This is a genomic window from Bradyrhizobium sp. 157 (genome assembly GCF_023073815.1).
GTDB lineage: Bacteria > Pseudomonadota > Alphaproteobacteria > Rhizobiales > Xanthobacteraceae > Bradyrhizobium.
This window is the reverse complement of sequence record NZ_JADPKF010000021.1, coordinates 1-26,704: the sequence shown is the minus strand read 5'-3', so window position 1 is coordinate 26,704 and position 26,704 is coordinate 1. Positions and strand designations below refer to the sequence as shown.

25 protein-coding genes and 1 pseudogene are annotated in these 26,704 nt (G+C 62.7%); 18 read left to right on the top strand and 8 right to left on the bottom strand.

Features of this window, described 5'->3' with window-relative positions; translation table 11 throughout:
* Positions 1-10 precede the first annotated feature (10 nt).
* The 7 genes from IVA95_RS04655 to IVA95_RS04625 all read left to right on the top strand — a co-directional run bounded on the left by IVA95_RS04655 (position 11) and on the right by IVA95_RS04625 (position 8,358).
* Positions 11-943: a hypothetical protein gene (locus IVA95_RS04655; RefSeq protein ID WP_247509436.1), complete on the top strand. Its 933-nt coding sequence runs from the start codon at positions 11-13 to the stop codon at positions 941-943.
* 82 nt (positions 944-1,025) lie between these two features.
* A complete protein-coding gene (locus tag IVA95_RS04650) occupies positions 1,026-1,724 on the top strand; it encodes a hypothetical protein (RefSeq protein ID WP_247509435.1) in 699 nt (232 codons plus the stop codon).
* Between the two features lie 258 nt (positions 1,725-1,982).
* A complete protein-coding gene (locus IVA95_RS04645) occupies positions 1,983-3,032 on the top strand; it encodes a PepSY domain-containing protein (protein WP_247509434.1) in 1,050 nt (349 codons plus the stop codon).
* Positions 3,033-3,266: 234 nt separating this feature from the next.
* Positions 3,267-3,566, top strand: coding sequence for a PepSY domain-containing protein (locus tag IVA95_RS04640; RefSeq protein ID WP_213254426.1), 300 nt, complete (start codon positions 3,267-3,269; stop codon positions 3,564-3,566).
* 74 nt (positions 3,567-3,640) lie between these two features.
* Positions 3,641-4,498, top strand: coding sequence for a hypothetical protein (locus IVA95_RS04635; RefSeq protein ID WP_247509433.1), 858 nt, complete (start codon positions 3,641-3,643; stop codon positions 4,496-4,498).
* Between the two features lie 450 nt (positions 4,499-4,948).
* Complete coding sequence (locus IVA95_RS04630) at positions 4,949-6,388, top strand: peptidoglycan-binding protein (RefSeq protein WP_247509432.1); 1,440 nt, start codon at positions 4,949-4,951, stop codon at positions 6,386-6,388.
* A complete protein-coding gene (locus IVA95_RS04625; RefSeq protein ID WP_247509431.1) occupies positions 6,385-8,358 on the top strand; it encodes an ABC transporter ATP-binding protein/permease in 1,974 nt (657 codons plus the stop codon). Before IVA95_RS04630 ends, IVA95_RS04625 begins: the two co-directional genes overlap by 4 nt.
* Positions 8,359-8,447: 89 nt before the next feature.
* On the opposite strand, the gene IVA95_RS04620 is transcribed toward IVA95_RS04625, so the two are convergent.
* Positions 8,448-8,939, bottom strand: coding sequence for a DUF2235 domain-containing protein (locus tag IVA95_RS04620; protein WP_247509430.1), 492 nt, complete (start codon positions 8,937-8,939; stop codon positions 8,448-8,450).
* Between the two features lie 524 nt (positions 8,940-9,463).
* Positions 9,464-10,252 carry a hypothetical protein gene (locus IVA95_RS04615; RefSeq protein WP_247509429.1) on the bottom strand — a complete coding sequence of 263 codons (789 nt, stop codon included), beginning with the start codon at positions 10,250-10,252 and terminating at the stop codon, positions 9,464-9,466.
* A gap of 310 nt (positions 10,253-10,562) precedes the next feature.
* On the opposite strand from IVA95_RS04615, the gene IVA95_RS04610 reads away from it, so the two are divergent.
* Together IVA95_RS04610 and IVA95_RS04605 are read left to right on the top strand one after the other, a co-directional pair.
* On the top strand, positions 10,563-10,988 hold the full coding sequence (locus IVA95_RS04610) for a hypothetical protein (RefSeq protein WP_247509428.1): 426 nt from the start codon (positions 10,563-10,565) through the stop codon (positions 10,986-10,988).
* 1,465 nt (positions 10,989-12,453) lie between these two features.
* Positions 12,454-12,828 (top strand): hypothetical protein, encoded by a 375-nt coding sequence (locus tag IVA95_RS04605; protein ID WP_247509427.1) that lies wholly within the window; start codon positions 12,454-12,456, stop codon positions 12,826-12,828.
* A gap of 103 nt (positions 12,829-12,931) precedes the next feature.
* Here IVA95_RS04605 and IVA95_RS04600 read toward each other — a convergent pair whose 3' ends face one another.
* Both IVA95_RS04600 and IVA95_RS04595 read right to left on the bottom strand, forming a co-directional pair.
* A complete protein-coding gene (locus tag IVA95_RS04600) occupies positions 12,932-14,218 on the bottom strand; it encodes a polysaccharide deacetylase family protein (protein ID WP_247509426.1) in 1,287 nt (428 codons plus the stop codon).
* Positions 14,219-14,406: 188 nt separating this feature from the next.
* Positions 14,407-14,723: pseudogene (locus IVA95_RS04595) on the bottom strand (polysaccharide deacetylase family protein); the annotation flags it as partial.
* A gap of 164 nt (positions 14,724-14,887) precedes the next feature.
* Between IVA95_RS04595 and mgtE the strand changes: the two are divergent.
* From mgtE to IVA95_RS04575, 4 genes are all read left to right on the top strand, one after another.
* The gene (gene mgtE, locus IVA95_RS04590) at positions 14,888-16,324 is read left to right on the top strand and encodes a magnesium transporter (protein ID WP_247509425.1); all 1,437 of its coding nucleotides are present in this window, start codon (positions 14,888-14,890) and stop codon (positions 16,322-16,324) included.
* 147 nt (positions 16,325-16,471) lie between these two features.
* A complete protein-coding gene (locus tag IVA95_RS04585; protein WP_247509596.1) occupies positions 16,472-16,822 on the top strand; it encodes a helix-turn-helix domain-containing protein in 351 nt (116 codons plus the stop codon).
* Positions 16,823-16,946: 124 nt separating this feature from the next.
* Positions 16,947-17,765 carry an aldo/keto reductase gene (locus tag IVA95_RS04580; RefSeq protein ID WP_247509424.1) on the top strand — a complete coding sequence of 273 codons (819 nt, stop codon included), beginning with the start codon at positions 16,947-16,949 and terminating at the stop codon, positions 17,763-17,765.
* Between the two features lie 21 nt (positions 17,766-17,786).
* Positions 17,787-18,662, top strand: coding sequence for a hypothetical protein (locus IVA95_RS04575; protein ID WP_247509423.1), 876 nt, complete (start codon positions 17,787-17,789; stop codon positions 18,660-18,662).
* Positions 18,663-18,721: 59 nt separating this feature from the next.
* Here IVA95_RS04575 and IVA95_RS04570 read toward each other — a convergent pair whose 3' ends face one another.
* Both IVA95_RS04570 and IVA95_RS04565 read right to left on the bottom strand, forming a co-directional pair.
* Complete coding sequence (locus tag IVA95_RS04570; protein ID WP_247509422.1) at positions 18,722-19,552, bottom strand: phytanoyl-CoA dioxygenase family protein; 831 nt, start codon at positions 19,550-19,552, stop codon at positions 18,722-18,724.
* A 244-nt stretch (positions 19,553-19,796) separates the two neighbouring features.
* Complete coding sequence (locus tag IVA95_RS04565) at positions 19,797-20,474, bottom strand: DUF599 domain-containing protein (protein ID WP_247509421.1); 678 nt, start codon at positions 20,472-20,474, stop codon at positions 19,797-19,799.
* Between the two features lie 102 nt (positions 20,475-20,576).
* Here IVA95_RS04565 and IVA95_RS04560 point away from each other — a divergent pair, with 102 nt between their 5' ends.
* The 4 genes from IVA95_RS04560 to IVA95_RS04545 all read left to right on the top strand — a co-directional run bounded on the left by IVA95_RS04560 (position 20,577) and on the right by IVA95_RS04545 (position 23,363).
* Positions 20,577-21,233 (top strand): glutathione S-transferase family protein, encoded by a 657-nt coding sequence (locus tag IVA95_RS04560; protein WP_247509420.1) that lies wholly within the window; start codon positions 20,577-20,579, stop codon positions 21,231-21,233.
* A 300-nt stretch (positions 21,234-21,533) separates the two neighbouring features.
* Positions 21,534-21,737 (top strand): hypothetical protein, encoded by a 204-nt coding sequence (locus tag IVA95_RS04555; protein ID WP_108517906.1) that lies wholly within the window; start codon positions 21,534-21,536, stop codon positions 21,735-21,737.
* 151 nt (positions 21,738-21,888) lie between these two features.
* Positions 21,889-22,866, top strand: coding sequence for a hypothetical protein (locus IVA95_RS04550; protein WP_247509419.1), 978 nt, complete (start codon positions 21,889-21,891; stop codon positions 22,864-22,866).
* 56 nt (positions 22,867-22,922) lie between these two features.
* Entirely contained in the window at positions 22,923-23,363 is a 441-nt protein-coding gene (locus IVA95_RS04545; RefSeq protein WP_247509418.1) for a DUF1489 domain-containing protein, read from the top strand.
* Positions 23,364-23,484: 121 nt separating this feature from the next.
* On the opposite strand, the gene panC is transcribed toward IVA95_RS04545, so the two are convergent.
* A complete protein-coding gene (gene panC / locus IVA95_RS04540; protein WP_247509417.1) occupies positions 23,485-24,336 on the bottom strand; it encodes a pantoate--beta-alanine ligase in 852 nt (283 codons plus the stop codon).
* 319 nt (positions 24,337-24,655) lie between these two features.
* On the opposite strand from panC, the gene IVA95_RS04535 reads away from it, so the two are divergent.
* Positions 24,656-25,594, top strand: a complete 939-nt coding sequence (locus IVA95_RS04535; protein ID WP_247509416.1) for a division plane positioning ATPase MipZ — start codon at positions 24,656-24,658, stop codon at positions 25,592-25,594.
* A 24-nt stretch (positions 25,595-25,618) separates the two neighbouring features.
* Here the strand turns inward: IVA95_RS04535 and IVA95_RS04530 are convergent, their stop codons facing one another.
* A complete protein-coding gene (locus IVA95_RS04530; RefSeq protein ID WP_346657983.1) occupies positions 25,619-26,605 on the bottom strand; it encodes a medium chain dehydrogenase/reductase family protein in 987 nt (328 codons plus the stop codon).
* Positions 26,606-26,704 lie beyond the last annotated feature (99 nt).

Sequence of the window (26,704 nt, the reverse complement as noted above, 5' to 3'; positions counted from 1 at the left end):
AGTTTCTGCGATGAACACGAGTTTGAAGGAGTCCGGGACGACAAAGGCAGGGGTCAGATTCTGCCAGGGAAAAATGGCCTTGGTCGCGCTTATGACCTTCATTGGTCTCGGACTGTCCAGCGGCGGCGCTTCGGCGCAGAAGAGCAAAGCCGCCGAGGTTGCGCTGGAAGCTTTCGATCACAGTAATTTCGATAACTCCGCCACCGTCAACAACAAATGGTTCCCGCTGCAGCCTGGGATTCAGTGGATCTACAAGGGATTCACCCAGGAGGACGAGAAGCGCGTTCCCGCTCGCGTGGTGCAGACCGTGACGGACCTCACCAAGATCGTCAACGGCGTGCGCACGGTCGTTGTGTGGGATGTCGACTATAAGGACGGCAAGGTGGCGGAATCGGAGATCGTTTTCTTCGCGCAAGACAAGGACGGAAACGTCTGGCTGTTGGGTGAGCTGGTTGAAATATACGAAGATGGGGCCTTCAAGGGCGGTAGCGCCTGGATCGGCGGCATGGATGGCTCGAGTCCGGGAATCATGATGAAGGCAGACCCGCGGCCGGGGACCCCCAGCTACTCTCAGGGCTACGCGCCGCCTCCGTTCAACTGGACCGATCGCGCAACGGTAGAAAAAGCAGGTCAGAAGGTTTGTGTCCCGGCCGGCTGCTACAAGGATGTTCTGGTGATCGTGGAGGGCAGCAAGGGTGAAGGCCCGGACGCCCAGCAGCTCAAGTACTACGCACCCGATGTGGGCTACATCAAAGTCGGTTGGAGGGGAAAGGGCGAAAAGCTGCGAGAGACTCTTGAGCTGGCCGAGATCGTGAAGCTCACCCCCGATGCGCTGGCCAAGGCCCGCGCCGAGGCCCTGGAGATAGAGAAGCGCGCCTACCTCTATGGTCGCACGCCGCCCGCCGAACTGATGAAGGGGGCGACAAATGCTAAAGCCCAGTGAGTATTCCGCCGGCCCTGTAGGGGCGTGCCGGCGAAGCGTCCGACTGGTCCAGAACCGGTAGGAGTATCTGTGGGAGGCTGATGTGAACACCATGCATCGCCACAACAGCTGGATTGCCGCCATCGGCGCTTTATTCGCCATGGCCTATCCGCTTGCGGGAGCAGCGGCCGAGGATGGTCGCTTCGAAAAGCTCTCCGTCTATCTCGAGCGCAACGTGCAAGACGGCGATGCCGAGATCCGGTTCGATGTGACCGGCGCCACGGATGGGCTCGCGGCGCTGAAAGTATTGGCGCCCGGCGAGCGCACGGTGATCGTCCTCAGAACGCCGGACTCGAAGTTGGGAGTTCGCAGTCTAACGCTCGAATCGCCCGAACCCGATGACGACAAGATCGTTCGTGCCGATTTCCCGGCGGGCGCCTATCGTTTTGAGGGAACGACGACCAAGGGGGAGCACCTGCGCGGCGAGGCACAGTTGAGCCACGTATTCCCGGAGCCGGCTGCGTTCGAGTATCCGCGGCCTGATCAGAAAGACGTACCCGCTACCGCTCTCACCCTGCGATGGTCCGTGCCGAAGGGGATCGAGGCCTGCGCCATCGTGATCGAGCAAACCGGCTCGGCTTACGAAATCCGGGCACTGCTGCCCGGTTCGGCAAGATCCTTCACGGCACCGGAAGGGTTCTTGCGCGCTGGCAAGGCCTACAAATTCGCGATCGGGACCGTCGCAAAGGACGGCAATCGGTCCTTCATCGAAGCCGCTTTCACCACCGCGAGGGCGCGATGAACCAGCCCACCCCAATCAATCTCAGATCGGCAGAGAAGAACCGTTCATGCCGGCCTTCTGTACGGGAAGGGCGGAGCACCGGCGCCTTCTCGTTCGTCGGCCGCATCAGGCTGAAAACTCCCGCAACCTTGGGCGCAGTTGGCCGGACCGCGCCCGCAACTGGAGGGCAATCACATGTTCGACAAGCAGGGTTTGGAGCGACGGATAGAGGCGGCGAGCGGCCAATCTAGTCGGTTGGCCAGATGGCGTGGAGCACTCATGGCGGTCGACGTTCTCACCGCGGCCGGGCTCGTGCTCGCTGGCGCCACTTGGCTCGGTCCGCATGGCGACAGCGCTGTGGCGAGGGAATTCAAAGATCAGCCAGGGCGCACCCAGAGCGGCGCCCGCGTCGATTTTTCCTCACTCAAAGACTGGAACTTGAAGGCGGAAAACATCGTCCCAAGTGGACACAACCCGCTCTATTTTCCACTCAAGCCCGGCTTTCGATACATCATGGAGCATCGAAACCATCCACATGGACTCCTGCGGATAGAAGTCCAGGTTCTCGACAAGACCGAACCATTTGATGTTCCGGGTATTGGCAAATTCGAATGTGGCGTCGTCCAGGAAGAGGAATTCTACGACGGCGTATTGGACCAGCGGGCGGAAAACTGGTTCTGCATGGATAAGACGACCAACGCGCTGTACACGTTCGGCGAAGTGAGCTGGGAGATAGACCAGGTAGGACGCAAGGTCTTTGCCGGGACCTGGCGTGTCGGTGACCCCGATGGCAACGGTATCGCCGAGCCCGGTTTGCTGATGCCTGGGACCTTTACCGTCGGTGACAAATACATCTTCGACGGGCACGAGGCCGAGGCGTATGGCTATACAGAAAACATGGAAAGCGGGATCACAATGACCGTTCCAGCCGGGACCTTCAAGGATTGTGTGAGAACGCGCGAGTATAGCCTCACCAATCCATCCGATATCACGGACAAGTGGTGGTGCCCTGGAGTGGGACTCGTCAAGGACACCTCGGATGGCGAACTGGTTGCGTCTGACGCATTGCCCGGCACTGACATCGGGAGCTTTGGAAAACACCATCGGGAGCCTCGGAAGCAGACTGTGCCACCGGTTGCGAAAGTCAGCTCGGCGTTAGCGAAGGAAACCGCACTCAAGGAAGTCCCCGGCAAGGTCACGTCGATGAAGATCGAGAGATACGGCAAACACAATGTCTACGCTGTGGAGATCATTGCCACAAAGGACGGAGTGGAAACCGATGTTTTCGTTGACATCGAATCAGGAAAGGTGGTGGGCACGGATAAGTAACCGTTGTTCGCATCGTCCACGGCCGTGAAGTGCTGAGCATACGAAAGCTGCGCGCTTCGTCGCCGGGTGATTGACCGGCGACCGGACCAGCTCCACCAAGTTGCAGCTGCCTTCGAACAGCCAGCAGATGGAGCGCAAGCGCAGCGTCCGCTCTATGACGTGCGCGCCCGTCGGCATTCTGACAGCGGAAAACGGAACACGAATTCCGTGTGGTTCTTGATCGGAGAATACGCCATGAAGAGGACGATCCACTGGGGCCTGCTCGCCAGTCTTCTTCTTGTTGCGCCAGCCGTGGCCGTCGTGCAGGCGCAGCAACCGGGCCGTTCGAAAGAGCGTGCGCAGCCTGCGGCAAAGATCACGGAAGAACAGGCAAAGAAGATTGCGCTTGAACGCATCCCCGGCGAAGTCACCGACGTGGCGATCGAGAAAAAGCGCGGCAAGAATGTCTACGTGATCGAGATCCAATCACCGGAGCAGGGCGAGAAGGACGTGTTCGTCGACATCGAGAGCGGAAAGATTATCGGGACGGACTGACAGATACCGGCATGTACGACTGCATGCGAAGTTCGTTATTGGGAAAGGATAGCGCCATGAAGAGGGCAATTTACATGGGCTTGTTCGCCGTCCTGCTCGCGCCAGCGATCGCCGCGGCGCAGGCCCAGGCACCGAAAGGTCTCGGCACCGAGGAATTCGGCTTGTCCCCACGCGAGCTGGTTCAGGCGATCGAGAAGACCGAGGAACTGATCGCCCGCTGCATGCGCGAACAAGGCTTCCAGTACATCGCGGCTGACCACAAAACCGTACGGGCGGGCATGGCGGCGGACAAAAACCTTCCAGGCCTCAGTGAGGAGGAGTTCGTCAGCCGTTATGGCTTTGGCGTATCCACCTTCTATACGGGTCTGCCGCCTCAGCTAGCGACCGGCTACAGCCCCGCCCGCGTCGGTCTCGGCGAACGCAATGTGCAGATTTTCCGTAAGCTATCCCCCGCAGACCAAGTCGCCTACAATCGCGCATTGCTCGGGGACGAAGTGACCAGCACTCTCGCGGTCGCTCTGGAAATCGAGGATTTGTCGCGTACCGGTGGCTGCACGCGCAAGGCTTTGGCTGAAACTTTCAAACCCGATCAGCTAAAGGCCACCCACTACAATCCCCAGGATGCACTGATCAACAAGGATCCGCGGATGAAGGCCGCGCTTGGATTCTGGCAGCGGGAGATGAAGAAGGCCGGCTTCGAATACGGCCACCCGGACGAAATCGAACCGGACCTGCGGAACCGGCTCAGCACGCTGACCGAGGGTGGCAAGCTATTGGTTTCCAAAATGTCGCCGGACCAGAAGACTGCCCTACGGAAACTGCAGGATTTCGAGCGCGTGGTCGCGGCCAAGAGCTTCAAAATGCAGGAGGAGGTACTGACGCCAGTCGAGGAGAAGATCCAGGAGGAACTGTTCTCCCGGAAGGTGCAATAGACCAATTAGGATGTGCACTCCCGTACTTCCCCAGATCGGCGGCTATGAGTAATCTCCTTTCCTGGCAGCGCATCGCATGACGAAGGCGGACGCAACGCTTCCTGCGAAGATGGCCCTGTCGATGGCGGGAGGGACTACGGCATGGTCGCAAAGCGCGTAAACTTTCTCTGGGCTATCTTGGGCGTGGTTGGAGGCATGGCGCTTGGCGCCTGGTACATGGGCTCCAGGATCCAATCGCCAGCGGAAATGGCGGCGCGCACTGCGGCGCCCGAACCATCCGCGATCCTTGTGCCTGTGGAGTCGCGCGTACTGAGTTCCGATATTGTCACCCGCGGCACGGTCCGATTCGGGCTGCCTCAGCCGATTTCAATTGCACCTTCAACGGTCAAGGGCGGCGCCGGGCTTATCTCGTCACTGCCGCGACCGAATATGAATTTTGGGGAAGGCGAGGTGATTCTATCCGCGTCCGGCCGCCCGGTCTTTATCCTCCAGGGCGCGGCACCCGCCTTTCGCGACATGGCGCCGGGAACGAGCGGCGGCGACGTCCGCCAGCTTGAAGAGGCTCTGGCCCGTCTTGGCTTCGATCCGGAAACCGTCGATGGCAGTTACGATCAAAAGACATCCGCCGCGGTCGAGCGTATGTATAAGAAGGCCGGATGGGATCCGTTCGCACCGACGCGCGAACAGCGCGCGGCCGTCGCCGCTCTCGAACGGGAATGGTCGGACGCCGCGCGCGCCCAGCTTGCGGCCGAGGCCACGCGTGAAACCGCGATGAAAGCCGTCGCCGCCGCGCGGGCCATCGCTGAGCAGAACGCGCGTCAGGCCGCCCTCGACAGCGCGGCGCGCGTTGGCGATAGCCGCCAGTTGGCGGACGCGCGCGCCGGCAAATCGCTCGCGCTTGAAGCCGAACGCGCGCGGGCCGCGCATTCCGCGACGGCGGCCAGCGCCGATGTCGCCACGCAAGTCGCCGATCGTGCCCTGATCGTGCTCGATCCGCGCCAGACCGAAACGGCGCGCGCTGCGGCCGAGGCCAAGCTGAAAGTGGCGCGTGCCGCGCAGCGCAAGGCGAAGCTGGAAGCCGATCTGGCGATACAGACCGCGGCACGCGAGGCCGCTCTGGTCGACGAACGGATCAAGCTCGCCGAGGGAGCGGTGAAGGCGGCCCGCCTGGAAGGCGACCGCAGCATACGCGCGGCGCAGGAACAGCAGTCGCTCGCCGAATTTGACGTTAAGGTCGCAACCGAACGCGCAGAGCGGCTCGCCAGCGAACTTGCGGCGGCACGCGCCAAGCTCGGCGTGCAGGTGCCGGCGGACGAGGTCGTGTTCATCCCGTCGCTCCCGATCCGCGTCCACGAGGTGACCGCCTCGGTCGCCGCCAATGCTTCCGGGCCGGTGATGAGTGTAACGGACAACCAGCTCAGTATCGACTCGCAACTGCCACTTGAAGCCGCGCCGTTGGTGAAGTCCGGGATGAAAGTTGCGATCGACGAGCAGGCGCTTGGGATCAAGGCGACCGGCGTCGTTGAGACGGTGGCGACCACACCCGGCACGCGCGGCGTGGACGGCTACCACTTCTATCTCGGGGTTAAGGTGGAGACCACGCCTGTGCTGCTGGCAGGGTTTTCCGTCCGGATGACAATCCCGATCGAAACATCGAAGGGCGCGGTCACCGCGGTGCCGACCAGCGCGGTCTCGCTTGCCGCCGACGGGACGTCGCGCGTGCTGGTCGATCGCGGCGGCAAGCAGGAATACGTCACCGTGCAACCGGGGCTTTCAACGGGCGGCTATGTCGAGGTCAACACTCCGGACGGGCGGCTTGCGCCCGGTCAACTCGTGGTGGTGGGCTATAAAACAGCCGAGCCGGCGGCAACGTCGGCGGCGGTCAAATGAAGCTCATGGAGGACATACGGCCAGAGGTGCCGATCAAGACGGCTTCTGTCGATGCCGACCATGTCCTCGATCTGCGTAAAGTGTGCAAGCAATTCGGGACCGATCCCGCGGTCGACGCATTGATCGATGTTGACCTCGTTTTGCGGCGCGGCGAATGGCTGTCGATAACCGGTCCGTCAGGCTCGGGGAAATCCACGCTGTTGAATATCCTCGGCTGCCTCGATCGGCCAACCAGCGGACAGTACGTTTTTGATGGTATCGAAACGACAAAGCTGAGCGAGAATGAGCGGGCCGGGCTGCGCAGCCGCCGCGTTGGATTCATCTTTCAGTCATTCCACCTGCTGCCCTATCGTACTGTCCTTGAGAACGTCATGCTGGCGGAAGTATACCGCCGGCAGGCGGGACGCGGGCGGCGCGAACGGGCGATGGAGGAAATTTGCCGCGTCGGCCTCGAGCATCGCGCGAATTTCCTGCCTTCGAAATTGTCCGGCGGCGAACGTCAGCGGGTGGCGATCGCCCGTGCCCTGATGGGATCACCGAGCCTGCTCTTGTGCGACGAGCCGACCGGCAATCTCGATTCCAAGAATACCGAGTCGATCTTGGATTTCTTCACCGAGCTCAACAAGGAGGGCATGACGATCGTCGTCGTCACGCACGACGAAAACGTCGCATGCCGGGGCTCGCGCCGGGTCAACATGAAGGATGGCCGACTCTTTGGTGGAAGCGAGACGGCATTGCCACCTCCATCCAGGGCACGCATCGCGCCTTCGGGGATCACGACGCGCGACCTCGTCTCGGAGGCCATTGCCGGGGCGATCGCCCGTCCCGCCCGTATGGCGCTGACGGTGCTTGGCATCGTGATCGGCATGTCGGCGCTGGTTGCCACCATCGGTCTCACGCGAACCGCCGGTAACCGCATCATCAGTCAGTTCGATCAACTCGCAGCCACGGAATTGTTCATCACGGCGCGGCCGGGAATGGCGACCGGCACGATTGATCCGCGTGCCATTCCATGGGACGCGCCGGAACGGCTGGTCCGGCTGAACGGTGTCGTGGCCGCGGGCCTGCTCAGCGACGTCAATGTCCACGACATGCTCGTCAGCGCCTCGCCGGTGGTGGATCCGTCCAATCAGACCGCATTCAAACTCGCAGTGCGCGCCGCCTCGCCGGATTTGTTCCGCGCGGTCCGCGCCGACCTCGCCTCGGGACGGTTTATCGACGGGGGGCATTCTGCCCGCGCCGAGCGAGTTGCGATCCTCGGCCCCGATGCCGCGCGCCGCCTGGGCATCACTGGAGTCGAGCGACTGCCCGCGATCTATGTCGGCGACGAGCTCTATCTCGTGATCGGTATCCTCCGTGATGTGGTGCGAAAGCCGGAGCTGCTCGGTTCGGTGATCATTCCCGAGGGTACGGCGCGACGGCATTTCAGTCTCTTCGGACCTGGCATGGTAGTTGTGGAGACCAAGATCGGCGCGGCCAACCTGATAGCGATGCAGGCGCGGGCGGCGCTGCGGCCGGACGACCCGCGCGCGCTTCGCGTGCAACTGCCGCAGGAGCCGCGGCGCGTGCGCGACGACGTGCAAACCGATCTCAATATGATGTTCCTGCTGCTGGGCGGCCTGTCGCTTGTGGTCGGCGCGCTCGGGATCGCAAATATCACCCTGGTGGGCGTGATGGAGCGAACGGCGGAGATTGGACTGCGCCGTGCCATTGGCGCTACTCGTCGCCACATCGCTTCACAGTTCCTCATTGAGAGTGCGTCCATGGGTGTCGTGGGGGGACTGCTCGGATCGAGTGTCGGCGTGCTGATCGTGGTGGGTGTCTCGGCGTATCAGGTCTGGACTCCCGTGCTAGACCCGCTCGCTCCCTTGCTCGCACCGGCCGTCGGAGGGGTGATCGGTCTGCTGTCGGGGGTCTATCCTGCCTCGCGCGCCGCCGCGCTCGAGCCGGCCGAAGCGTTCCGACATTAGTTCGGAAATCAAACCCAATTTGGCTAGCAAGGAAGGTCGAATCGGGTGACGCTTTCCCTTGAAGCCAATCTTCTCGCTGCTTTCTGGCTTCACTCCGGGGGAGGGCGCTTGCGCCAAATCTCAGATCCAGGCTTGCTTAAGGGAACTTGGTCGCGCTCCGGCGCGGTCACGTTATAAATGTCGGCTTCACCGTAGATTAGGTCCCTGGTGCCCTCGGTCCACGCGCGACCCCATCCGGTCCGCTCGTCGTGCTGGATGTCTTCGTATGACGGCTTCAATTTCAGCTTGCTCATATCCACGATGAGCGGATGCTCGACTGCCATTGCCTCCTTGATCATCCACTCCAGTGCCAAATCGGATAGGCCCGTCTCGCGATAGCCACCGCCCACGTCGGAATGCACGCCGGGAAACCAAACCTGTTTGATACGACCACGCCCTTTGGCTTCCGGCGATTCTTCCGACTCATCCCAAATCTCCGGCGCGAAGATTTCGCGGTTTTCGTCGATCGAGAGCGCTTGGCGCCCGTACGGGACGTAGGGATTTAGCGAGGCATTGTGGAAGGCGTGACGCCACAACAACATCGGCCCCGCGGCGAGCGAGGAAGTAGGCGGCACAGGCTCCGATCACTCCGCCCCCACAATTCACGCCTGCATGATGTCTCCAGGATACGTACTGAAGCGCGAGCCAGCCAGCCCAGGCCCGCTTCATTGGTTACCGCTCGCCCGCCCGCCAGCTTGATGGCGGGTGACTGGCCTTTGGTGGCACGTAGCGTAAACAGGTGGCTTCGCTTTTAGTGCCTCTTGAAATCGGAGGAGGCAGACCCCCTTAGAACCCTCCCGAAGGACGGCTCATATCGGAGGAGTCGATGGTGAGGCGCGGCGTACAAGCGGCGTCGCGCCCGATCTAGCTCAACTCTGATGCTGTGCTCGAAAGGCACCTATAGGCCGGAAATGCACTTTTCTCTGTGTTTACCTCGGCAAGTCGTTGAAACTGCTAATATCTTCTCTGCCCTCCGAGCGTACCACCTCAAAAAATCAGCCTTGTTTTTGTTGGGTGTTTGATTCCGCGACCCGCATCGCGTCACGGGTGCGGAGGGGCAAACCCGTTACGGCTTGGCCGGGCCCGGTCGAGGTTTTAGCGGAATTTGGAAGGTCTTATATCGCGCTATTTCAGGAAAGCTGTCCGCGGCGCTGGTAGAGACTAGCCCGACGACCGCAGCCGGAACTTCTTTGCCGACCAGCCGACTGACCGCAGTGGTTTGAGCTTTGCTCAGTTGAACGTCTGGCGCACCTGCTGCCGCCATCGCCGTCCTGACGCGCCTGATCGACGACTCGGAGTATCTATCATCGATCGCAATTGTCTTACCGGCCAGGTCCGCGACCGACTTGACGTCGGGACCTGCCACGAGAACGGCTACGAGCGCGTCCAGCGCCGCATCCAATGTCGGGGCCGACATTCGCTCAGCGACGGCAGATGCGGCCGCCACCTGTTCCTCTGTCGTTCGGGTTTGCGGAACGTCAGTCGTTGGATGCGGATCGACAGCGTTTGCTGGAGGCGCTTGGGAAGCAACGGCATTGCCCGTCGTCTGCTGGCTTGCTTGCGGAGAAGGAACCGGGATGGGAATGGCAGCTCTCGCCGCGACCTTGATTGGCTTGGGTATTCGACGGACCGCGCGGTCCGCGTGAGATCGGGGCGGCTTGTCGCCGCGCCAGGCGATGGTGGACACCGGTTTCGTTACGGCAGGATCGCTGTCATGCGATTCAGGTTCAATCGGTACTTGAACCGCGGTCAGGCAGGCTAACAGGTTCAGGCCAACGCATGATGGCTGCGTTGATTGTTGGCTACTGCAACCGACCAGAGTGGTACCTAGCGCGCAAATAAGAAGCGTCCTCAATCGATCCTCCTGAAGAGGTTGAGTGCGGTCCCGCAATTCTTGCGGCTTGCAGGAGTTTGCGCTGGAGCCTTAAGCAATGATGCAAAACTGTTAAATGCGCATTAAGCGTAGGCCACGCGTAGCCTGATGCGCCGGCATGGTTAATGCGTGAGCCAGTGCCGCCTCGGCTGAACAGAAGCGACTAGGCTTCCATCCCACCGCGTTGTCATACGCCCGCCTTTTCGTCGCTTTCTTCCATGCAGGATTCCGCCACGAATCGGTCGCCATGCTCACGCGCTGGGGTTTTTCATCGAGTGATGGAGAATGACCGATGGCGAGTATCGAACGACTTCACAGAACTGCGCCGCTGGATTTGGCCAAGCTTGAAGAAGATGTCGTAGGGAGCCTTCCTACGATCAAGGTGGCCCCATCGGGCCCGATGCCGGACTACGTCGAGCATCAAGAGGGCGTCACGCGCGTCGGTGCACTCACAGCCGAGGCCGTGGTGCGTGACTATGAAGCCGCCGCCAAGGAAATCGAAGCCATGGGAGCAGAGCTGATCAGCGCGGCGAAGAAATGCGAGGCAATGACCGCTGAAGTGCACAACGCCATTGCCTTCATGCGTGAAACCGCAGCGTCGTATCGTGAGGAAGCCAAAAAGATCTTCAAGCGCATCGAGGAATGCGCGATCTTCACAGAACACGTTCGGAAGACCTGCGAGACCGTCAAACTCAAGATGATCGAAGGCAAATTGTAGGCCGTAAGAGTATACGGAACATCGATCACAGGTTTGCCGTCCCGACGGGAGGCATGTTTTTCTAATAGCGTGTGTGAATTGCGATACATGCTGGGGCCGCGAATCAGCTTATTTTGTACTCCTCCCTAGACTCGCACCCGTCGCAAATGACGGGTTCTCTTTGTAGTAGCCGGTGCTGCCAACGGCGGCGCTGCGGTGGCCGCCGCTGTAGATCGGAACCAGGTGCCTGCCATGTCAGGCTGACGACTTGTCTTCCTCGCGCCTGGCCTCGTCCTCGTTAATGCGATCGGCGATTTCGACCGCGACGGCAGGACTCTCCGCATCTGCGATGGGAGTACCGTCCTGTGTCTTTATTTTCTGACCTTCGACATCCAAGGGAAAATCTTCGGGCCGTAGAGGGTTCTTTGACTTCGATGTCATTGGCTTCCGCCCTCCGTTGCGTCACGCGATCATTGCTGTTGCCTAAGCTCCGCGTCAGGAAAGGTTCCTATCGCGCCAAGGAGCCGCTCGCGCATTTGGCCGCAGCAAAAATAGGAACGAAAGCAGCGCCTGAAAATTTCCGGAGCTTCCGCAGCTACAAGGAGATCGTCATGAAAGTATCAGCAATCGCGGTAGCATTGTTCTTTGCGCTCGGCTCAACGTTGGCTGTCGCCCAAGGTGCCGGAGGAGCCGGGGGCGCCGGCGGTGCAGGCGCGGGCGGCGCAGGCGCGGGGGCCGGCGGTGCAGGCGCGGGCGCCGGCGGCGCAGGTAGCGGAGGCGCCGGTGACGGCGGCACAGGTGGAGCCGCCGGTTCCGGCGGTGCCGCCGGCGGAGGACCCCCACCCGTACCAGTTGACAGCCCCCGTAGCCCTGCCGACGTAAGCACGCCGGACCAAGACACGAAAAGGATGAAAAAGTAAATCGGTCGGCCTTGCGGAATGAAAACGTCTCATCCAGCGACGGGCGGCATCGTCGCTGCCCCGGATAGGCTATGAGACGCGCGAGGATCTTATCGTGAGGATCTTATCGTTAGGACTCAGCGCTTCGCGGTGCTCGGGCCGTTTCGCGGCTTCCAGGATCACGAAGCGCTGAGCTAGGTGAGACTGTCGCTCCCCTTTGTGTATTTGCCTGAACGGTCAGGCACGTCAGTCTCACTCTTTCTTCTTCGTCGGGGCAGCCGGTCTGTTCGCCTTGGCCGCGCCAAGCCGACTGTCGGAACAAAGATTCGTTTTGCCTGCACCTTTGAGTCATTCTTGCTGAGGTGATTCGGGGCCGCCGGCGCACCACAAACTGTACCGCTGGACCTTACGCCGAGGACCGAAGGAGAAGGCGCGTGTCCGCAAGGACACGGCAGCGTGATTCCTTTCGGGGCCGGGTGATGGTTGCTCCCCTGATGTCGTATCGTTCGCGTAAGCTGAGCCAGCCTTGCCGGTGATTCCGGCTCTCTGACCGCGGTTCGGCATGTCAGCCCATCCGGAGCACATGAATGCTATTTCTGAGCTATGCCTATCGATTCCTCTCCAACTTCGTGTTCCTGGCGCTGGTCTATTTTGCTCTGAACTTCCTCGAAAGGTACCAGCATCGCGTGGTCGTCGCGGTTCTCGTGCTGGTCTATGCCGGCATGCATGCGGCATCCGCGCTGCGGTCGTTTCACTTCTTCCAGCGCATCGAACGGTTGGAACTGGAGGCCCGCCGTTTGGTGGCGGCGCTGGGCGAGGGGCCGAACTCGACGTCTACGCGCAAGCAGGTGATCACCGAAGTCAGCGGGCTTCGCCAAGCTGGCGAGATCAAGGCCTATATCGACCTGCTGTTTCTCGCCATCGTCATCCTGCTCTGCATTGCCAAGATCGTGGCCAGCTAAGCCTTCGCCTTGATGGCGGGCGAGCGGCGCCCAACGTCGAGAAGACGCATCAAAGCACGAATCTGGAGCGGGGTCCTGATCCAATCGGGCAGGAGCGCGGCGATCAGCGCTTTTTCAAGCCAGCAACACGAACCGATCGCCGTTTGGTTTGCGCCGCCGGCTTCGGCGCGGTCCCGCTGGCGCCCTCCGGCGCCTGCGCGGTTTCTCCGGCTGATGCCGCCGGCTGGGTCGGCGCTGCGCGGTGCTGGCGACGAGATTTTCCGGTGAGCTTTGCCGAGGAGACTTCCGTTGACCGAACCCGCGCAATCGGCGTCGTTGGCCGCGCCGAAAAGGCCAGCATTGTTACGCGCGCCGATTCCGGGATCTTGAAAATGCTTGCCGCCGGAATCGGCAGCGCGGTCAGCGCGCCGGCCGGCGGCAAACTGGTCTGGCGCGGCCACGGCGTTGCCGGTAGCAGGGCTACACCGCGCCCACGCCGCGGGGCGCGCGCGCCAAGATCGGCCGTGTGCCAGTCGAGATTGGACAAGCCCGGGACGGGCAGCACGGCGGGGCTGGCAACAGCGAATTTCGAGACCTTCGGCCAGCGCGAAATCGCCACCATTTCCGATGACGGATGCAGCTGCCATTGCTGCGGCTCGGTCGGCGTCGGCGGCCGTTCGGGTGTCGCCGGCACCACATGGACGATGCGATAGCCGCGCGCCTTCAGTTCGCTCAGGATCCTCGGCAGCGCCGTGACTGTGCGCGGCTGAATGTCGTGCAGCAGCAGGATGCCTTTACGCTTTCGCTCCAGCCGCTGCATCGCGAGCTCATAGACGCGATTGGCGGAGACGTCGCGCCAGTCGTCGGCCAGGAAATCGGCGCTCCAGAGCTGAAGCCCCTTGGAAGCGGCAAATTCCTCGATCCCGTCGTTGCGACGCAGGCCTGGAATGCGCAGGAACGGCGCCGGCGCGGTGCCGTCGCCGAGCGCTGCAGTTACTGAGGCGATACCCTGCTCGATCTCCTGTTTGGAGCGGTCGAGCGGCAGGTGATCCATGCCGACAGGATGGTTCTGGGTGTGGCTGGCCACCGTGTGGCCGGCGTCGCGCACCTTGCGCACGCCTTCCGGATTGGCGTTGGCCTGGCTTCCGACCAGGAAGAAAGTCGCCTTGGCGCAATGGGCGGCGAGAATGTCGAGGATCTCGTTGCTATATTTCGGCAGCGGACCGTCGTCGAACGTCAGCACCACCTCACGTTCCTGCAGCGGCAGCGTCTTACGATATTGCATGGTGCCGATGACGGGATAGGCGCGCGGATCGACCACGAGGGTACGTGACGTGCCGATGGCATCGGGATGACCTGGGCAATCGGCGGCAGAGGCTGTTTGTACGGTGAAGCTGGCCAGCACTCCCATGCACAAAGCGGCCCATGGCCGCGCTCGGGGGCCTTCGAATACGCTAGCAATCATTGAACACCGGCTTCATTCCAACCCTTGGTCCTGACGACCAGCACCAAGGTTCAATCTTTCTTCAGGCGGGCCATGCTTACACGAGACGCGATGAATCGTGCTTTAATCGACTGAACTTCATGCCGATTTTGGCCTTAATGTGCCTTGCCGGACACGGTTTTGGCGTCTGCCGGGACGACGTGGACCACACGGTGGTGATTGTCGCGGAGGTAGCGCAGAAAGGCCGGCAGCATCGCCGCGGTCTGCGCCTTCGGATCGTGCAGCAGGATGATGCCCTTGCGGGCAATTTTCAGCCGTCGGTGAGCAGCTTCAATTGCTGCGCCAGCGCCATTGGATTCCAGTCGCCGGCCCAGAGATCGGCGCCGAACACCGCGATGCCCCGTTTTTGCAAGGTCTCCAGCGTGGCGGGCGTCGTTCCAAAATAGAGGAAGCGAAAGAACGGTGAGGTCGGGTCGTGATGGCAATGTCGCCACTGCCGGGCACAGCGCCGCGTCGAATTTCCAGGTCATTTGCTATTGGCGATATTTGGCATTGCGCATGGCGCAGCCGATTGGGTAATGCGTCAAGCGTGGCTCAGACGAGTTCGCTCATTCTGTCAAACCGGCGAGGCGCGGCATGGCCGAGAAGATCGACGTTGCCCAAGCCGCGGAAACGCGACCGGGTCAGGGATCGGTGCTCGACCGTCTCCTGATGCGGGACGAGGAGGGGCAGCTCCGCCGCGAGTTTGTCGAGGAGATTACGCGCGCGATCCATGCTGCCGACCGGCCGTTGTTGTGCGAGGTGGTGGCGGAACTGCACGAGGCCGATCTCGGCGATTTGATCGCGGCCCTCGAGCCCGAGGACCGCGTCACCCTCGTCGAGATCACGGGCACCGATTTCGACTTCTCGGCGCTCAACGAGGTCGACGACGCCGTCCGCGAGGAGATCCTCGAGGAGCTCGAGCCGGAAACGGTCGCGGAAGGCGTGCGCGAACTGGAATCCGACGACGCCATCCAACTGCTCGAAGGCCTCGACGAGGAGGACAAGGAAGAGATCCTGGAAAAGCTGCCGCCCTCCGAGCGCGACGCGCTGGAGCGCAGCCTGCTGTACCCGGAAAATTCCGCAGGCCGGCGGATGCAGTCGGAGTTCATCGCGGTGCCGCCGGACTGGACCGTAGGTCAGGCGATCGATTACATGCGCGACACGCCCGATCTGCCCGACCGCTTCTACGAGATCTACGCGGTCGATTCCGAACAGCACTGGCAGGGCGCGGTTTCGCTCGACACGCTGTTGCGGGCACGCCGCCCGGTGCCGCTTGTCGACCTGATCGAAGAAGACCGCCGCCGCGTCTCGGTGCTGGACGACCAGGAAGAGGTCGCGCGGATGTTCGGGAAGTATAATCTGGTCGCGGCTCCCGTTGTCGACACTACCAACCGGTTGGTCGGCGTCATCACCATCGACGACGTCGTCGACGTGATCGAAGAAGAGGCCGATGAAGACCTGAAGGCGCTCGGTGGCGTCACCAGCGACGAACAACTGTCCGATAACGTCTGGACCATCGCGCGTGGCCGATTCAACTGGCTCTTGGTCAATCTGGCGACCGCCTTTCTGGCGTCCTCCGTGCTCGGCCTGTTCGAGGGCCAACTCGAGAAGATGGTGGCACTCGCCGTGCTCGCGCCGATCGTGGCGAGCCAGGGCGGCAATGCCGCGACCCAGACCATGACGGTGGCGGTGCGGGCCTTGGCTACGCGCGAACTCGGTTCCAACAACGCATTCCGCGTTGTCATGCGCGAGGCGATGGTCGGCCTCGTCAACGGGCTCGCTTTTGCCGTCATCACCGGCGTCGCCGCAGTGGCATGGTTCAAGATCCCCGGCCTGGGCGTTGTGATCGGTCTCGCCATCATCTGCAACCTGGTTGCCGGCGCGCTCGGCGGCATCCTGATCCCGATGGTGCTGGACCGGGTGCGCGCCGATCCGGCGGTGGCGTCGGGAACTTTCGTCACGACCATCACCGACGTGGTCGGCTTCTTCTCGTTCCTCGGCATCGCCACGCTGTGGTTCGGGCTGAAGTAGCATAGTGTTTTCAAGCGAAGCATGCCCTCGGACTTGATCCGTGGGTGGATTCCGGTTCGCGTGAAGAAAACGCGTTAAAACAGGTCTCATTTATCGTTAATCGGACCTTAAGGCGCTTCGCCGATGATGTTGGCCCACGAGGTCAACATGCAGCGCTTGCGGCTGAAAGCAGACGGACGGATCGTCGAACTGCGTGACGGGCAGGAGTTCCCGCTCGCGCCGGCGACGCTCGGGCTCGCGCCGGCGACGCCTCCGACTGCGACCGTCATGCCTGACACAACGCCGGGTGAAACCGCCGCGCTGCCTGCGGTGCGTGATCTGCGCCGTCGTTCTCAACTGACGCAGCTCGAATTTGCGGCACGGCTCGGCGTGCCCGTTGAAACCATCCGGAATTGGGAGCAGGGCAAGCGCGTGCCGCGCGGGCCGGCGCGGGCGCTGCTCGCTGTGATCGCCCATTCACCGGAGACCGTCTTCGCAGCACTCGCTACGGAACCATAGCCAGCCTAGCTCTTGATTTGGCGCGTTTTCTTCACGCAAGCCTGAATTCGCTTCGCTCGAAGCGCTATCTGTTGGCACGGCGGTTTCCGCAGCCCATAATGGGGACGGTCCGCGGATACAACCAATGCTGTTTGTCGAAGCCAATGGCGCAAAAATTCCGGCGATCGGGCTGGGCACCTGGGAATTGCGCGGACGCACCTGCGCGCGGATTGTCGAGCAGGCATTGCGGCTCGGCTATCGCCACATCGACACCGCACAGATGTATGACAACGAACGCGAGGTCGGCGAGGGGCTGCGGGCCGCGGGCGTGAAGCGCGATCAGGTTTTTCTCACCACCAAAGTCTGGCCCTCGCATTTCGCGCCCCACGATCTGGAACGCTCTGCCAAGGAAAGCCTGGTGCGGCTGCGCCTGACCGAGGTCGACCTGTTATTGCTGCACTGGCCGAACCCGCAGGTGCCGCTGGTGGAGACGCTGGGTGCGCTGGCACGGGTCAGGCAGCAAGGGCTCGCGCGGCATATCGGCGTGTCGAATTTCACCGTGGCCCTGATCGAGGAGGCGGTGGCGGCATGCCCGGAACCGCTGGTCTGCGATCAGGTCGAGTATCATCCCTATCTCGACCAGACCAAGGTGAAGGAGGCTTGCGCACGTCACGGCATGGCGCTGGTGGCCTACAGTCCGGTCGTCAGGGGGCGCATCAAAGGCGATCGCGCGATGCAGCGGATCGGCGAACGCCATCGCAAGACGGCGGCGCAAATCTGCCTGCGCTGGCTGGTGCAGCAGGGCGTGGCGGCAATTCCGCGCACCTCGAAACTCGAACGGCTCTCGGAGAACATCGAGATCTTCGATTTTGAGCTGTCGGACGAGGACATGCAGGAGATTTTCGCCATGGGCAGCGCCGGCGGCCGGCTCACGGATTTCGGCTTCGCACCGAAATGGGATTGAGGAGCCGCGCCGCCGAACGCTATGCTGGCAGGCCAAGGAATATCGAACATCGTTGCGGATGCGATGGAGCTGCGGCGGATCATACCCTCTGACATCACGGCGTCGGCGATCGCGCATGTGTCGCTGCTGACGCTGGTGCTGCTGTTTTCGGAAGTGCATCCGTTCGGCACGGTGACCGCCGAGCAGGTCCCGGTCGAGATCGTCATGCCGCAGGAAATTCCCGAGCCGCCAAAGCCGGCGGAACAGCAAGCCGCTGAGATCAGGCCGGAGCCAACGCCAACCCCGCAGCCTGATTTCTCGCTGCTGGAAAAGCCTGCCGCTGCCAGTCCACCTCCGCCGTCAGAGCAGCTACAGCCGCGATCACAGCAGCAGGCAGCACTCGCCACGCAACGCGCGGCCGAGCCGCAGCCGGTTGCGTCGCCGCTGCCACAATCGGCGGCACCGGCCTACACGCCGCCCGAGCCGGATATCTCGATCAAATATCAGGTGGTGCTGGGCTTGCCGCCCGACGTCTCGCTGCAGCCGCAAGCTCCGGCGCAAGCCCGCAACAAGGACGACGATTTCGATGGGCCGGCGACCGAAGCCGCCGACATCTCGAGCTCCGTGATCGCGGAATTCCGGCGACACCTCAAGACCTGCTCGAAACTGCCGACCTCGCTGTCGGGCACCGACGACGTCAAGGTCAAGCTGCGCGTCCTGATGACGCCGGACGGCAGGCTCGCCGCGGAACCGATCCTGATCGAGGCCAGCGCCTCCATGAAGGGACCATTGCTGATGCAGGGCGCCATCCGCGCGCTTTCGGCCTGCCAGCCCTATGCCATGCTGCCGGTAGAGCGCTACGGCGAATGGAAGGTGCTCGACCTCAGCTTTACCCCGCAGGATTTTACAAGCGGCTAACATTTTCACGAATGCCGCCCGGTTCGGGAGTCCCGATCCGGACGGCATCATTTCGCTTCTCAGTCTGGGTTTTCAGTCCGGATTTCCTGCAGCGCGCGCCGGATCGCCATTTCAACCGGCGAATATTCGCCGTCCTCCCGTTCAAGCCGGACAGGTTCGGCCGGATGCAGGGGCGGTTGCGCCATGAAGCGCGGCCTTGAACCCCGGTGCGGCTGCGCGGCATGGATCAGGAACGGATGACACAAATAGACCGTGCCGGCCTTTCCTACGGCCAGCGCTTCCGGACGCTCGGCCGCCACATCGGCGAGCATCAGGTGCGACATGCCGGCATCACCAGCAGGTTCGAGCAATCGCGCCATGTCGAGGTGCGAGCCCACCCGGATGCGGGTCGGCGCGTCCAGTTCGCCAATATCGGAAAACAGGAAGAGCATCAGCAGCGCGCGGCCATGCGATGTCACGTTGACCCGCCACGAGGCGAAATCGTTCCGCTCGTTTGGATCGTCCGACGGGCCGGGGAAGCTGAGGTCGACGTGCCAGCCAGTATCGCCGGGATCTTCGGCATGCGGGAAGCGCACCGGAAAACTGCCGAGGTCCGCGCGTGGTCGCCAGCGGCCGCTTCCGACGAGCTGGTCGAAGGCAGCGTGGAGCACCAGCGTGTTCACCGCTTTCCGAAACGGCTCCTGTCCGTAATAGCCGAGCCGGATCACCGGCCGGGTCCAGGTTTTCTTGTCGCAGGGATCGCACCCGGTGTCGCGCCAGAGAATGGCGCGGCCTTCCTCGGCAAGCTGCTCGGGGAAAGCGTTGTCCAGCCGGACAAACCCGTCTTGAACAAACTGATTTAGTTGTGCGTCGCTGAGCGCGCGCACGTGTCGAATTGTATTAGAAGGCATGAAATCCTCATATCACTTGGCCAGCCGACATCATCGCGTGTAGCGAGGACAGTTGGCTCATTCGGTCCCTGAATCGCGCTGGCGCCGAAAACGGCACGAACGCGCTCGTTTCCGCCCGCTGCAGCGGGCATGCCGTTAGCGGCTGAGGAACAAGGCCGAAGCGATATTGAGGATGCGGATCATCATCATGGTGGCCGGAGGGATAACACGCGCGGTTTGAGGCATCAATAAAGCCGCCGGCTCATCAGTTCCCCATCGCTCGCCACGCGTTCGACGCAAACTGCCGCCGCCAGGTCACGATCACGACGAGTGCGGTCGTGATCAGCAACACCCAGGGGCTGACGAACCAGCCAAGATAGCCGAGCGCGAAGAAGAACGCGCGCTGGCCGCGGTTGAAATGCCGCCCCGCCGCCTCGAACAGGCGCGTCGTGCGCATGACGTGGGCTTCTGCTTCCGCCGTGTCGCGCTGCGACGAGGGTGGCATCGCGCCGAGCAGGATCGCGACATAGTTGAAGAGGCGATACGACCAGGCGAATTTGAAGAAGGCGTAGATAAAGATCAGGATCAGCCCGACGCATTTGATCTCCCACAGCGCCGGCGAAGGGGTGAGATCGACCGGCAGCTCGCGAAGCACGGCCAATGCATCGTTGGTCGCCCGCAGCAGCGCCAGTGCGCCGCCGAGCGCTATCAGGCTGGTGGAGGCGAAGAAGGCGGTGCCGTTCTGCAGCGAGGCCATGATCTGCATGTCGACCATCCGCGCCTCGCGGTCGAGCATGTTGCGCACCCAGACCTCACGGTACGCATTCATGCGCGCCGACAGGCTGTCGCGGCCGTAAGCCGTGTGTTCGAGCGTGAAGCCATAGGCCAGCCACTCGACGACGAAGAAGGCGACGGCGGCGATATCGACCCAGTAGGTGCCCATGTGGCGGCATCCCCGATGATGGCTTGTGCGATCGTGATGTACAGGTTGGACGTGTGCGGTGCACTATGGCAAGATGCCGGTCCAAACAGGATTTCCCCGCAAATGTTGAAACTGGTCATCGGCAACAAGAACTATTCGTCATGGTCGATGCGGCCATGGCTGGCGCTGCGCGCCAATGACATCCCCTTTGAGGAGGTGTTCATCCCGCTCTACACCAACGACAAGGCGGACAAAGACCGGATCCTGAGCTTTTCGGATTCGGGCAAGGTGCCGACGCTGATCGATGGCGACGTCACGGTGTGGGATTCGCTCGCAATTATCGAGTATCTCGCGGAGAAATACCCGCAGGCGAAGCTGTGGCCGGAAGACCGCGCCCGCCGGGCGCATGCGCGTTCGATTTCGGCGGAAATGCATTCGGGATTCATGCCGCTGCGCAACGAATGCGGCATGAACCTGCACCGCCCGATCGGTGCCGTCGATCTGTCGGAGGATGCACGCGCCAATGTGGCGCGCATTCAGGATATCTGGTCCGATTGTCATCGCCGTTACGGCAAGGACGGACCGTTCCTGTTCGGCGCGTTCGGCGGGGCAGACGCGATGTTTGCCCCGGTGGTGCATCGCTTTCGCACCTATGCGATCGAGGTCGGGGGCGAGGCGAGGCACTATTTCGATGCGATGATGTCGTTGCCGGCATTCCAGGAATGGACCCGCGCGGGCCTTGCCGAAACGCTCGTCATTGAACGGTTTGAGACCGTCTGACGAAGGGCGCGACGCGGGTGCGGTTGAGTGCGTGATAGGCCCCGCCCGCGAGCCCGTGGCACTCGATCAACCCTCCGCTAGTTGTCCGATATTGGGAAAAGCGGTCCCGACGCCGAAAATGAGGTTTCTCGGGGGAACCCCAAGATTGCCACTTATCGCCCTGAAAAACATGCAGAATTGCGCATTTGCCATGCCTCTATTCCACTGGCTTTTGGGTGCTGGCATGTGCTAGGTTGTCACGGGGTTCTCAAGTCGGCCGAAAGCTAGCGGGACCGTGAGCGCGGCCGGCGTTCTTGCGTAATGGAGAGGGCGTTGAAGCATAAGTACTCCGTTGGAGAGACTGTCTATTTTACTGCCAGCAACGTGGCCCGTCCGGCCGCCAGCGGCACCTATGAGGTGATCCGGCTGCTGCCGACCGATGGCGACGACTGTCAGTATCGCATCAAAAGCTCGACCGAAGCTTTCGAACGGGTCGCCAAGGAAAGCCAGCTCGCGATTTCCTGAAACAGTTGTGTGCAAGCAGCCGGCTGACGGAGTTCCATTCAAAGCGCCGTCAAAAGGCCCCGTTCGCAGAACCATTCTGCCGAAAAGCGAATGCGACAAAGACGCATTCGTGTTTCGATCGCGTTTGATGCTGCGTTGAGGGACACTGCGCATGAACTGGGCCTGGGCTGCTTCGCTGGATCAGATCTGGCGCTCGCCGAACCTTCCACTGTACCTGACGCTGGCCACGGCCGGCTTTGTCGGGCTTGTTGTTCTGATTACGCTGCTGCGCTCGGAGAGATCCGTGGCCAACGGCGTGCTGGCGCTCGTCACGCTGCTTGCGATCGGCGTCGCGGGAGCTGTGACGTTCCGCGGCTTCGGGACGGCAAACGCCGTTCAGCCGACGGAGGCTCGCCCGGTTCTGACAGCCACCGCCGCATTGCCGCAGCTTTCCTGTATCGATGAGCTCGCCGGTGATGCCGTCCTCACCGCGTGCGAGAAGGCGCTGTTCGGTTCGGCCGAGTCGGTGGCGGCGGCGGTTGCCTACGCCGCCTCGCAGATCACGCTGTTGACGTCGCTGGGCGATGTCGCCACCGCGAACAAGGGGGGCGGCTCCGACTTGCTGGCGCTGCGCCGCGCCGTCGAGCGCGACCGTTACGGGCTAATGGCCTATGTGCTGATGGTGCGTGACCGCTGTACGCCGGCGGCCTGCCGCGCGTTCCGCGCGCTGACCGACACGCGTCAGGTCGCGGCCAACATGGAAGACCGTGTCTACGAGAGCCTGGTCATGCGCCATGCGGCGTCGTGGAACGCGCCGGCGCAGACCGCGGCGGGCTTGGTCGCCGCGCTGCCGCCGTCGCTCCCCACGGGCAAGCCGACGAACGCAGAATTCCCGACTTCGGCGTCCACCCCGCCAGTCAGCATCATGACGCCCGAGCCGCCGGCGAAGCCGTCGCCATCGCCCTCTGCTGCACCGGCGTCGTCAGCGGCGTCGCGCCCGGCCGCGGCGCCACCGCCGGCGCCATCAGCGTCACCCTCACCAGCGCTAGCCGCTGCCAAGAAGCCGCCACCGTCGCCGAAACGGCCGTCCACTGCGGCACCGGTCCAGCTCGCGCCGTCGGCCTCGGGGGCTGCCGACAACGAGCAGTGACTTCCACAAGAAGCGATCTTTTCAAAGCGCGCCTGGGCCGCTACATCGGCGGGATCATGCCGCTTCATCTCATCAAGCTCGCCGTTGGCTGCGAGTCGGTCAAAGAACTCAAAGGGTGGGTTGCCGAACGCATGGCAACCGCCAAGAAAAAGGGCCTGCCGCTTCGTCACGTCCACGTCACGCGGATGGCGCCCAAGCGCGACGGCGAGATCCTCGCCGGCGGTTCGCTCTATTGGGTCATCAAGGGTGAGATCGCCGCGCGCGAAAAGATCATCGCGATCGAACCGTTCCGCGATAAGGACGGTATCGGGCGGTGCCGCCTGGTGATGCAGCCCAGGGTGTTTGCCGTCTCGCCGCGGCCGATGCGCCCGTTCCAGGGCTGGCGCTATTTGACCGAGGACGCAGCACCCCCGGACCTCACCAAATCCTCCGCCGCCAGCGTCGCCGCGATGCCGGAACCGATGCGGCGCGAATTGCGCGATCTCGGCTTGCTCTGACCGGGGCTGCGGCTATGCACCAGAGCGCTTTCCAGCGAAGCGGATACCGGTTCGCGTCAAGAAAACGCGTCAAAACAAGAATCTAGAGCCCGGCTCTGATTCAATCAGAACCGAAAAGGCTCTAGACACCGATGTTATCGATCAAGCGGGTCGTGCCGAGCTTCGCGGCGACAAGGATCCGCACCGGTCCTTCCTTGACCGATGCGATCGGCGCCAGCGTCCCGGCGTGACGGGCCTCGAAATAGTCCAGCGCGAAGCCGGCGGCGGTGATCAGTTCGCGGCCGACCGCCATCGCGGCCTCGAAATCCTCGCCGGCCTTCAGCCGTTTTGCGCTTTCCTTCATGGCGTGATAGAGCGTCGGTGCCGTCTGCCGTTCCTCGGCCGAGAGGTAGACGTTGCGCGAGGACATCGCCAGCCCGTCGCGTTCCCGCACGGTGCGCGAGCCGATCACCTTGATGCCGAGGTCGAGGTCGGCGGCCATCTGCGTCACCACCCGCAGTTGCTGATAATCCTTCTCGCCGAAGATCGCGACGTCCGGCCGGACCTGCGTGAACAGCTTGCCAACCACGGTGGCGACGCCGCCGAAGAAATGCGGCCGGAAACGATCCTCGAGCCCGGCGATAGCCGGACCTTCGGGCACGATCCTTGTCGCGAAGCCGTCCGGGTACATCGCTTTGACGTCCGGATTCCAGACCAGGTCGACCTTCTCGGCGGTGAGTTTGGCAAGGTCGGCCTTCCAGGTGCGCGGATACGAACCGAAATCCTCTGTCGGCGCGAACTGCGTCGGGTTAACGAAAATTGAGACGACGACTTTCTGTGCGCGACGCTTGGCGAGGCGGACCAGCGACATGTGTCCGTCATGAAGCGCACCCATGGTCGGCACCAGCGCGACGGCGGCTTTGCGGGCGCGCAAGGCCTCGACGGCGCGGCGTAATGCGGGAACGGTACGGACGACCATGGGACTTCGCGACATCTTGCCTCGATCTCTTGCAGCTTGTGACGGGGTGAGGGGCCGGTGGCCCCAATACTTTCGGTGGGCGCGCCGACCTTATAAGGCCAGAGCTTTGCCGCCAAGGTTACTCGGAATGACAAGCCAGCGGCAGCTCAACGCGAAAGTTAGACGTGCGCGCCTCGCTGATTGAAAACAATGCGAGCCGATTGCGCAACGGAACGAAATCCGCACCATCGGATTCATGATTAAGACACACCGCGAGCGAATTGAATGCGTCGTCACGCATTTCACTTGACCGCAGCCGCGCTGTGATTTGAAGATATCGTGCGGGGGTTGAATCATGTTGCTTCAGGCGAGTCAGGGTCAATTCGGTTCGGCGCATGTCGTCGTGCTCGGCAACGAGAAGGGCGGTTCTGGAAAATCGACCACCGCCCTGCATATTGCTGTTGCCCTGATGAAGGCCGGGCAGCGCGTCGCCACCATCGACCTCGACTGCCGCCAGCAGAGTTTTACCCGCTACATCGCCAACCGGAGCGCGTGGGCGCGCCGCACCGGTCTCGATCTCGAAATCCCCGTTCACTATTGTATCAAGCTCGGCGAGACGATGCAGATCGCCGACAATGAAAACTCGGAGTTCCAGCAGTTCGCGGCGGCGGTCGGCACGGTCGAGCGCGCCTTCGACTTCATCGTCATCGATACGCCCGGTTCGGACTCCTACCTGATGCGGCTGGCGCATTCGATGGCCGACACGCTGGTGACCCCGATCAACGACAGCTTCCTCGATTTCGACGTGCTCGGCACTGTCGATCCCGCCACCTATTCCGTAACCGGCGAAAGCCACTACGCCGAGATGGTCCGCGACACCAGGCGCAAGCGCCGCCAGCTCGATGGCTCCACCACCGACTGGATCGTGGTGCGCAACCGCCTGTCGATGATCGGATCGCGCAACAAGCAGCTCGTCGCCGACAGCCTGAAGGACCTTTCGCTGCGGCTCGGCTTCCGTGCCATCGATGGATTCGCCGAGCGGGTGGTCTACCGCGAATTCTTCCCGCGCGGCCTGACCGCCCTCGACGACATCGACGAGGCCACGCTCGGCACCCGCCCCAGCATGGGCCACGTCACGGCGCGCGAGGAAGTGACCAGCCTGTTGCGCCAGCTCAAGCTGCCGCTCGACGAGCGCGGCCGCCGCCGCGCCGCCAACCGCGCCGAATGGTTCACCCAGGTCGACAAGCCGCTCGAAGTCCACGACATCATCGGCGACATCATCATCAGCGCTTGATCGCCATCGGCCCGCTTTGCCGGCCTATCGCGGCCGGATCACCGTCATTTTGAACGGACCGCTGTGCGCGGCGGCATGCGCGACCGCCTCGTTGGCGCGGTCCAGATCGAACGCGGTGATCTCAAAATGATCGAGATCGACCAGGCCGGCACTGATCAAGCCGGTCATCAGCACGGCCGCATGCGGTGGGTACATCCATTGCCCCCGCAGGGTGATGCAGTTTCGCATCATCCAGGAGTAGGGCAGGTCGAGGCCGGCGCCCCCGAGCATGCCGACGCCGCCCATCAGCACCACCCGCCCGTAAGGCCGCACCGCCATCATGGCGGTGCGCACCTGCGCGGCGTTGGCCGCCGGCGGGAGGATGTCGAGCACGCAGTCGATCGGGCCGGGCGCCGCCTCCAGAATGCGGTCGCGATCGTCGGCCTCGTGGCCGCGCATCGGCACGGCTCGGACCCGCGCGCCGAACCGCCGCGTCAGCTCAGCCAGCGCCTGCTCGTTCCGCCCGGTCGCGACTACGCATTGCGCGCCCATCCCCAATGCGACGGCGACGGCCGCACTGCCGAAGCTGCCGGTGGCGCCGTTGACCAGCGCGATCTCTCCGGCCTGCAGTTGTGCGGCAAGGAAGCCGCCGAAGGGGACGAGCAGGGTGCCGAGCGCACACCAGCGGCTTGCGTCCTTCTCGTCGATCTCGACGATCGGAACCGCGTTTTCGGTCGGCACGCGCATCTGTTCGGCCCAGGCGCCGTTGTGGAAATGGCGTTGCAGGCGCAGCCCGCCCTCGCTGCCGGCGGTGAGCCCCTGCAGGGCGATGTCGGGCGATAGCGCATTGTCGCGCGAGCGCACTGTCGGATCGCAATAGACCCAATCGCCGGGCCGGAGGCGGGTCGCGTCGGGGCCGGTGGCACGGACACGGCCGATCGCACCGGGGCCCGGCACCACGGGTAATTCCAGCAGGTATTTTCGCTGCCCGCTGAGGACCTCGTTGGCATAGGCCAGCACGCGGCTCGCAATTGTGCATGTTCACTAATTCGCTGATTGGATCGCTCCACTGGAGGACGATCCAATGCGCGATAACAGCTACGACCGGACGATTGAACGCAACTATCTGCA

What these genes read in the sequence shown, in the direction of transcription:
- IVA95_RS04635 (WP_247509433.1), top strand. Translation starts at nt 3,641, where the DNA reads ATGGGCTTGTTCGCCGTCCTGCTCGCGCCAGCGATCGCCGCGGCGCAG.
- IVA95_RS04545 (WP_247509418.1), top strand. Translation starts at nt 22,923, where the DNA reads ATGCCGCTTCATCTCATCAAGCTCGCCGTTGGCTGCGAGTCGGTCAAA.
- IVA95_RS04585 (WP_247509596.1), top strand. Translation starts at nt 16,472, where the DNA reads ATGCAGCGCTTGCGGCTGAAAGCAGACGGACGGATCGTCGAACTGCGT.
- IVA95_RS04640 (WP_213254426.1), top strand. Translation starts at nt 3,267, where the DNA reads ATGAAGAGGACGATCCACTGGGGCCTGCTCGCCAGTCTTCTTCTTGTT.
- IVA95_RS04570 (WP_247509422.1), bottom strand. Translation starts at nt 19,552, where the DNA reads ATGCCTTCTAATACAATTCGACACGTGCGCGCGCTCAGCGACGCACAA.
- mgtE (WP_247509425.1), top strand. Translation starts at nt 14,888, where the DNA reads ATGGCCGAGAAGATCGACGTTGCCCAAGCCGCGGAAACGCGACCGGGT.
- IVA95_RS04575 (WP_247509423.1), top strand. Translation starts at nt 17,787, where the DNA reads ATGCTGGCAGGCCAAGGAATATCGAACATCGTTGCGGATGCGATGGAG.
- IVA95_RS04610 (WP_247509428.1), top strand. Translation starts at nt 10,563, where the DNA reads ATGGCGAGTATCGAACGACTTCACAGAACTGCGCCGCTGGATTTGGCC.
- IVA95_RS04645 (WP_247509434.1), top strand. Translation starts at nt 1,983, where the DNA reads ATGGCGGTCGACGTTCTCACCGCGGCCGGGCTCGTGCTCGCTGGCGCC.
- IVA95_RS04600 (WP_247509426.1), bottom strand. Translation starts at nt 14,218, where the DNA reads ATGGGAGTGCTGGCCAGCTTCACCGTACAAACAGCCTCTGCCGCCGAT.
- IVA95_RS04555 (WP_108517906.1), top strand. Translation starts at nt 21,534, where the DNA reads ATGGAGAGGGCGTTGAAGCATAAGTACTCCGTTGGAGAGACTGTCTAT.
- IVA95_RS04605 (WP_247509427.1), top strand. Translation starts at nt 12,454, where the DNA reads ATGCTATTTCTGAGCTATGCCTATCGATTCCTCTCCAACTTCGTGTTC.
- IVA95_RS04655 (WP_247509436.1), top strand. Translation starts at nt 11, where the DNA reads ATGAACACGAGTTTGAAGGAGTCCGGGACGACAAAGGCAGGGGTCAGA.
- IVA95_RS04625 (WP_247509431.1), top strand. Translation starts at nt 6,385, where the DNA reads ATGAAGCTCATGGAGGACATACGGCCAGAGGTGCCGATCAAGACGGCT.
- IVA95_RS04535 (WP_247509416.1), top strand. Translation starts at nt 24,656, where the DNA reads ATGTTGCTTCAGGCGAGTCAGGGTCAATTCGGTTCGGCGCATGTCGTC.
- IVA95_RS04620 (WP_247509430.1), bottom strand. Translation starts at nt 8,939, where the DNA reads ATGTTGTTGTGGCGTCACGCCTTCCACAATGCCTCGCTAAATCCCTAC.
- IVA95_RS04550 (WP_247509419.1), top strand. Translation starts at nt 21,889, where the DNA reads ATGAACTGGGCCTGGGCTGCTTCGCTGGATCAGATCTGGCGCTCGCCG.
- panC (WP_247509417.1), bottom strand. Translation starts at nt 24,336, where the DNA reads ATGTCGCGAAGTCCCATGGTCGTCCGTACCGTTCCCGCATTACGCCGC.
- IVA95_RS04580 (WP_247509424.1), top strand. Translation starts at nt 16,947, where the DNA reads ATGCTGTTTGTCGAAGCCAATGGCGCAAAAATTCCGGCGATCGGGCTG.
- IVA95_RS04560 (WP_247509420.1), top strand. Translation starts at nt 20,577, where the DNA reads ATGTTGAAACTGGTCATCGGCAACAAGAACTATTCGTCATGGTCGATG.
- IVA95_RS04565 (WP_247509421.1), bottom strand. Translation starts at nt 20,474, where the DNA reads ATGGGCACCTACTGGGTCGATATCGCCGCCGTCGCCTTCTTCGTCGTC.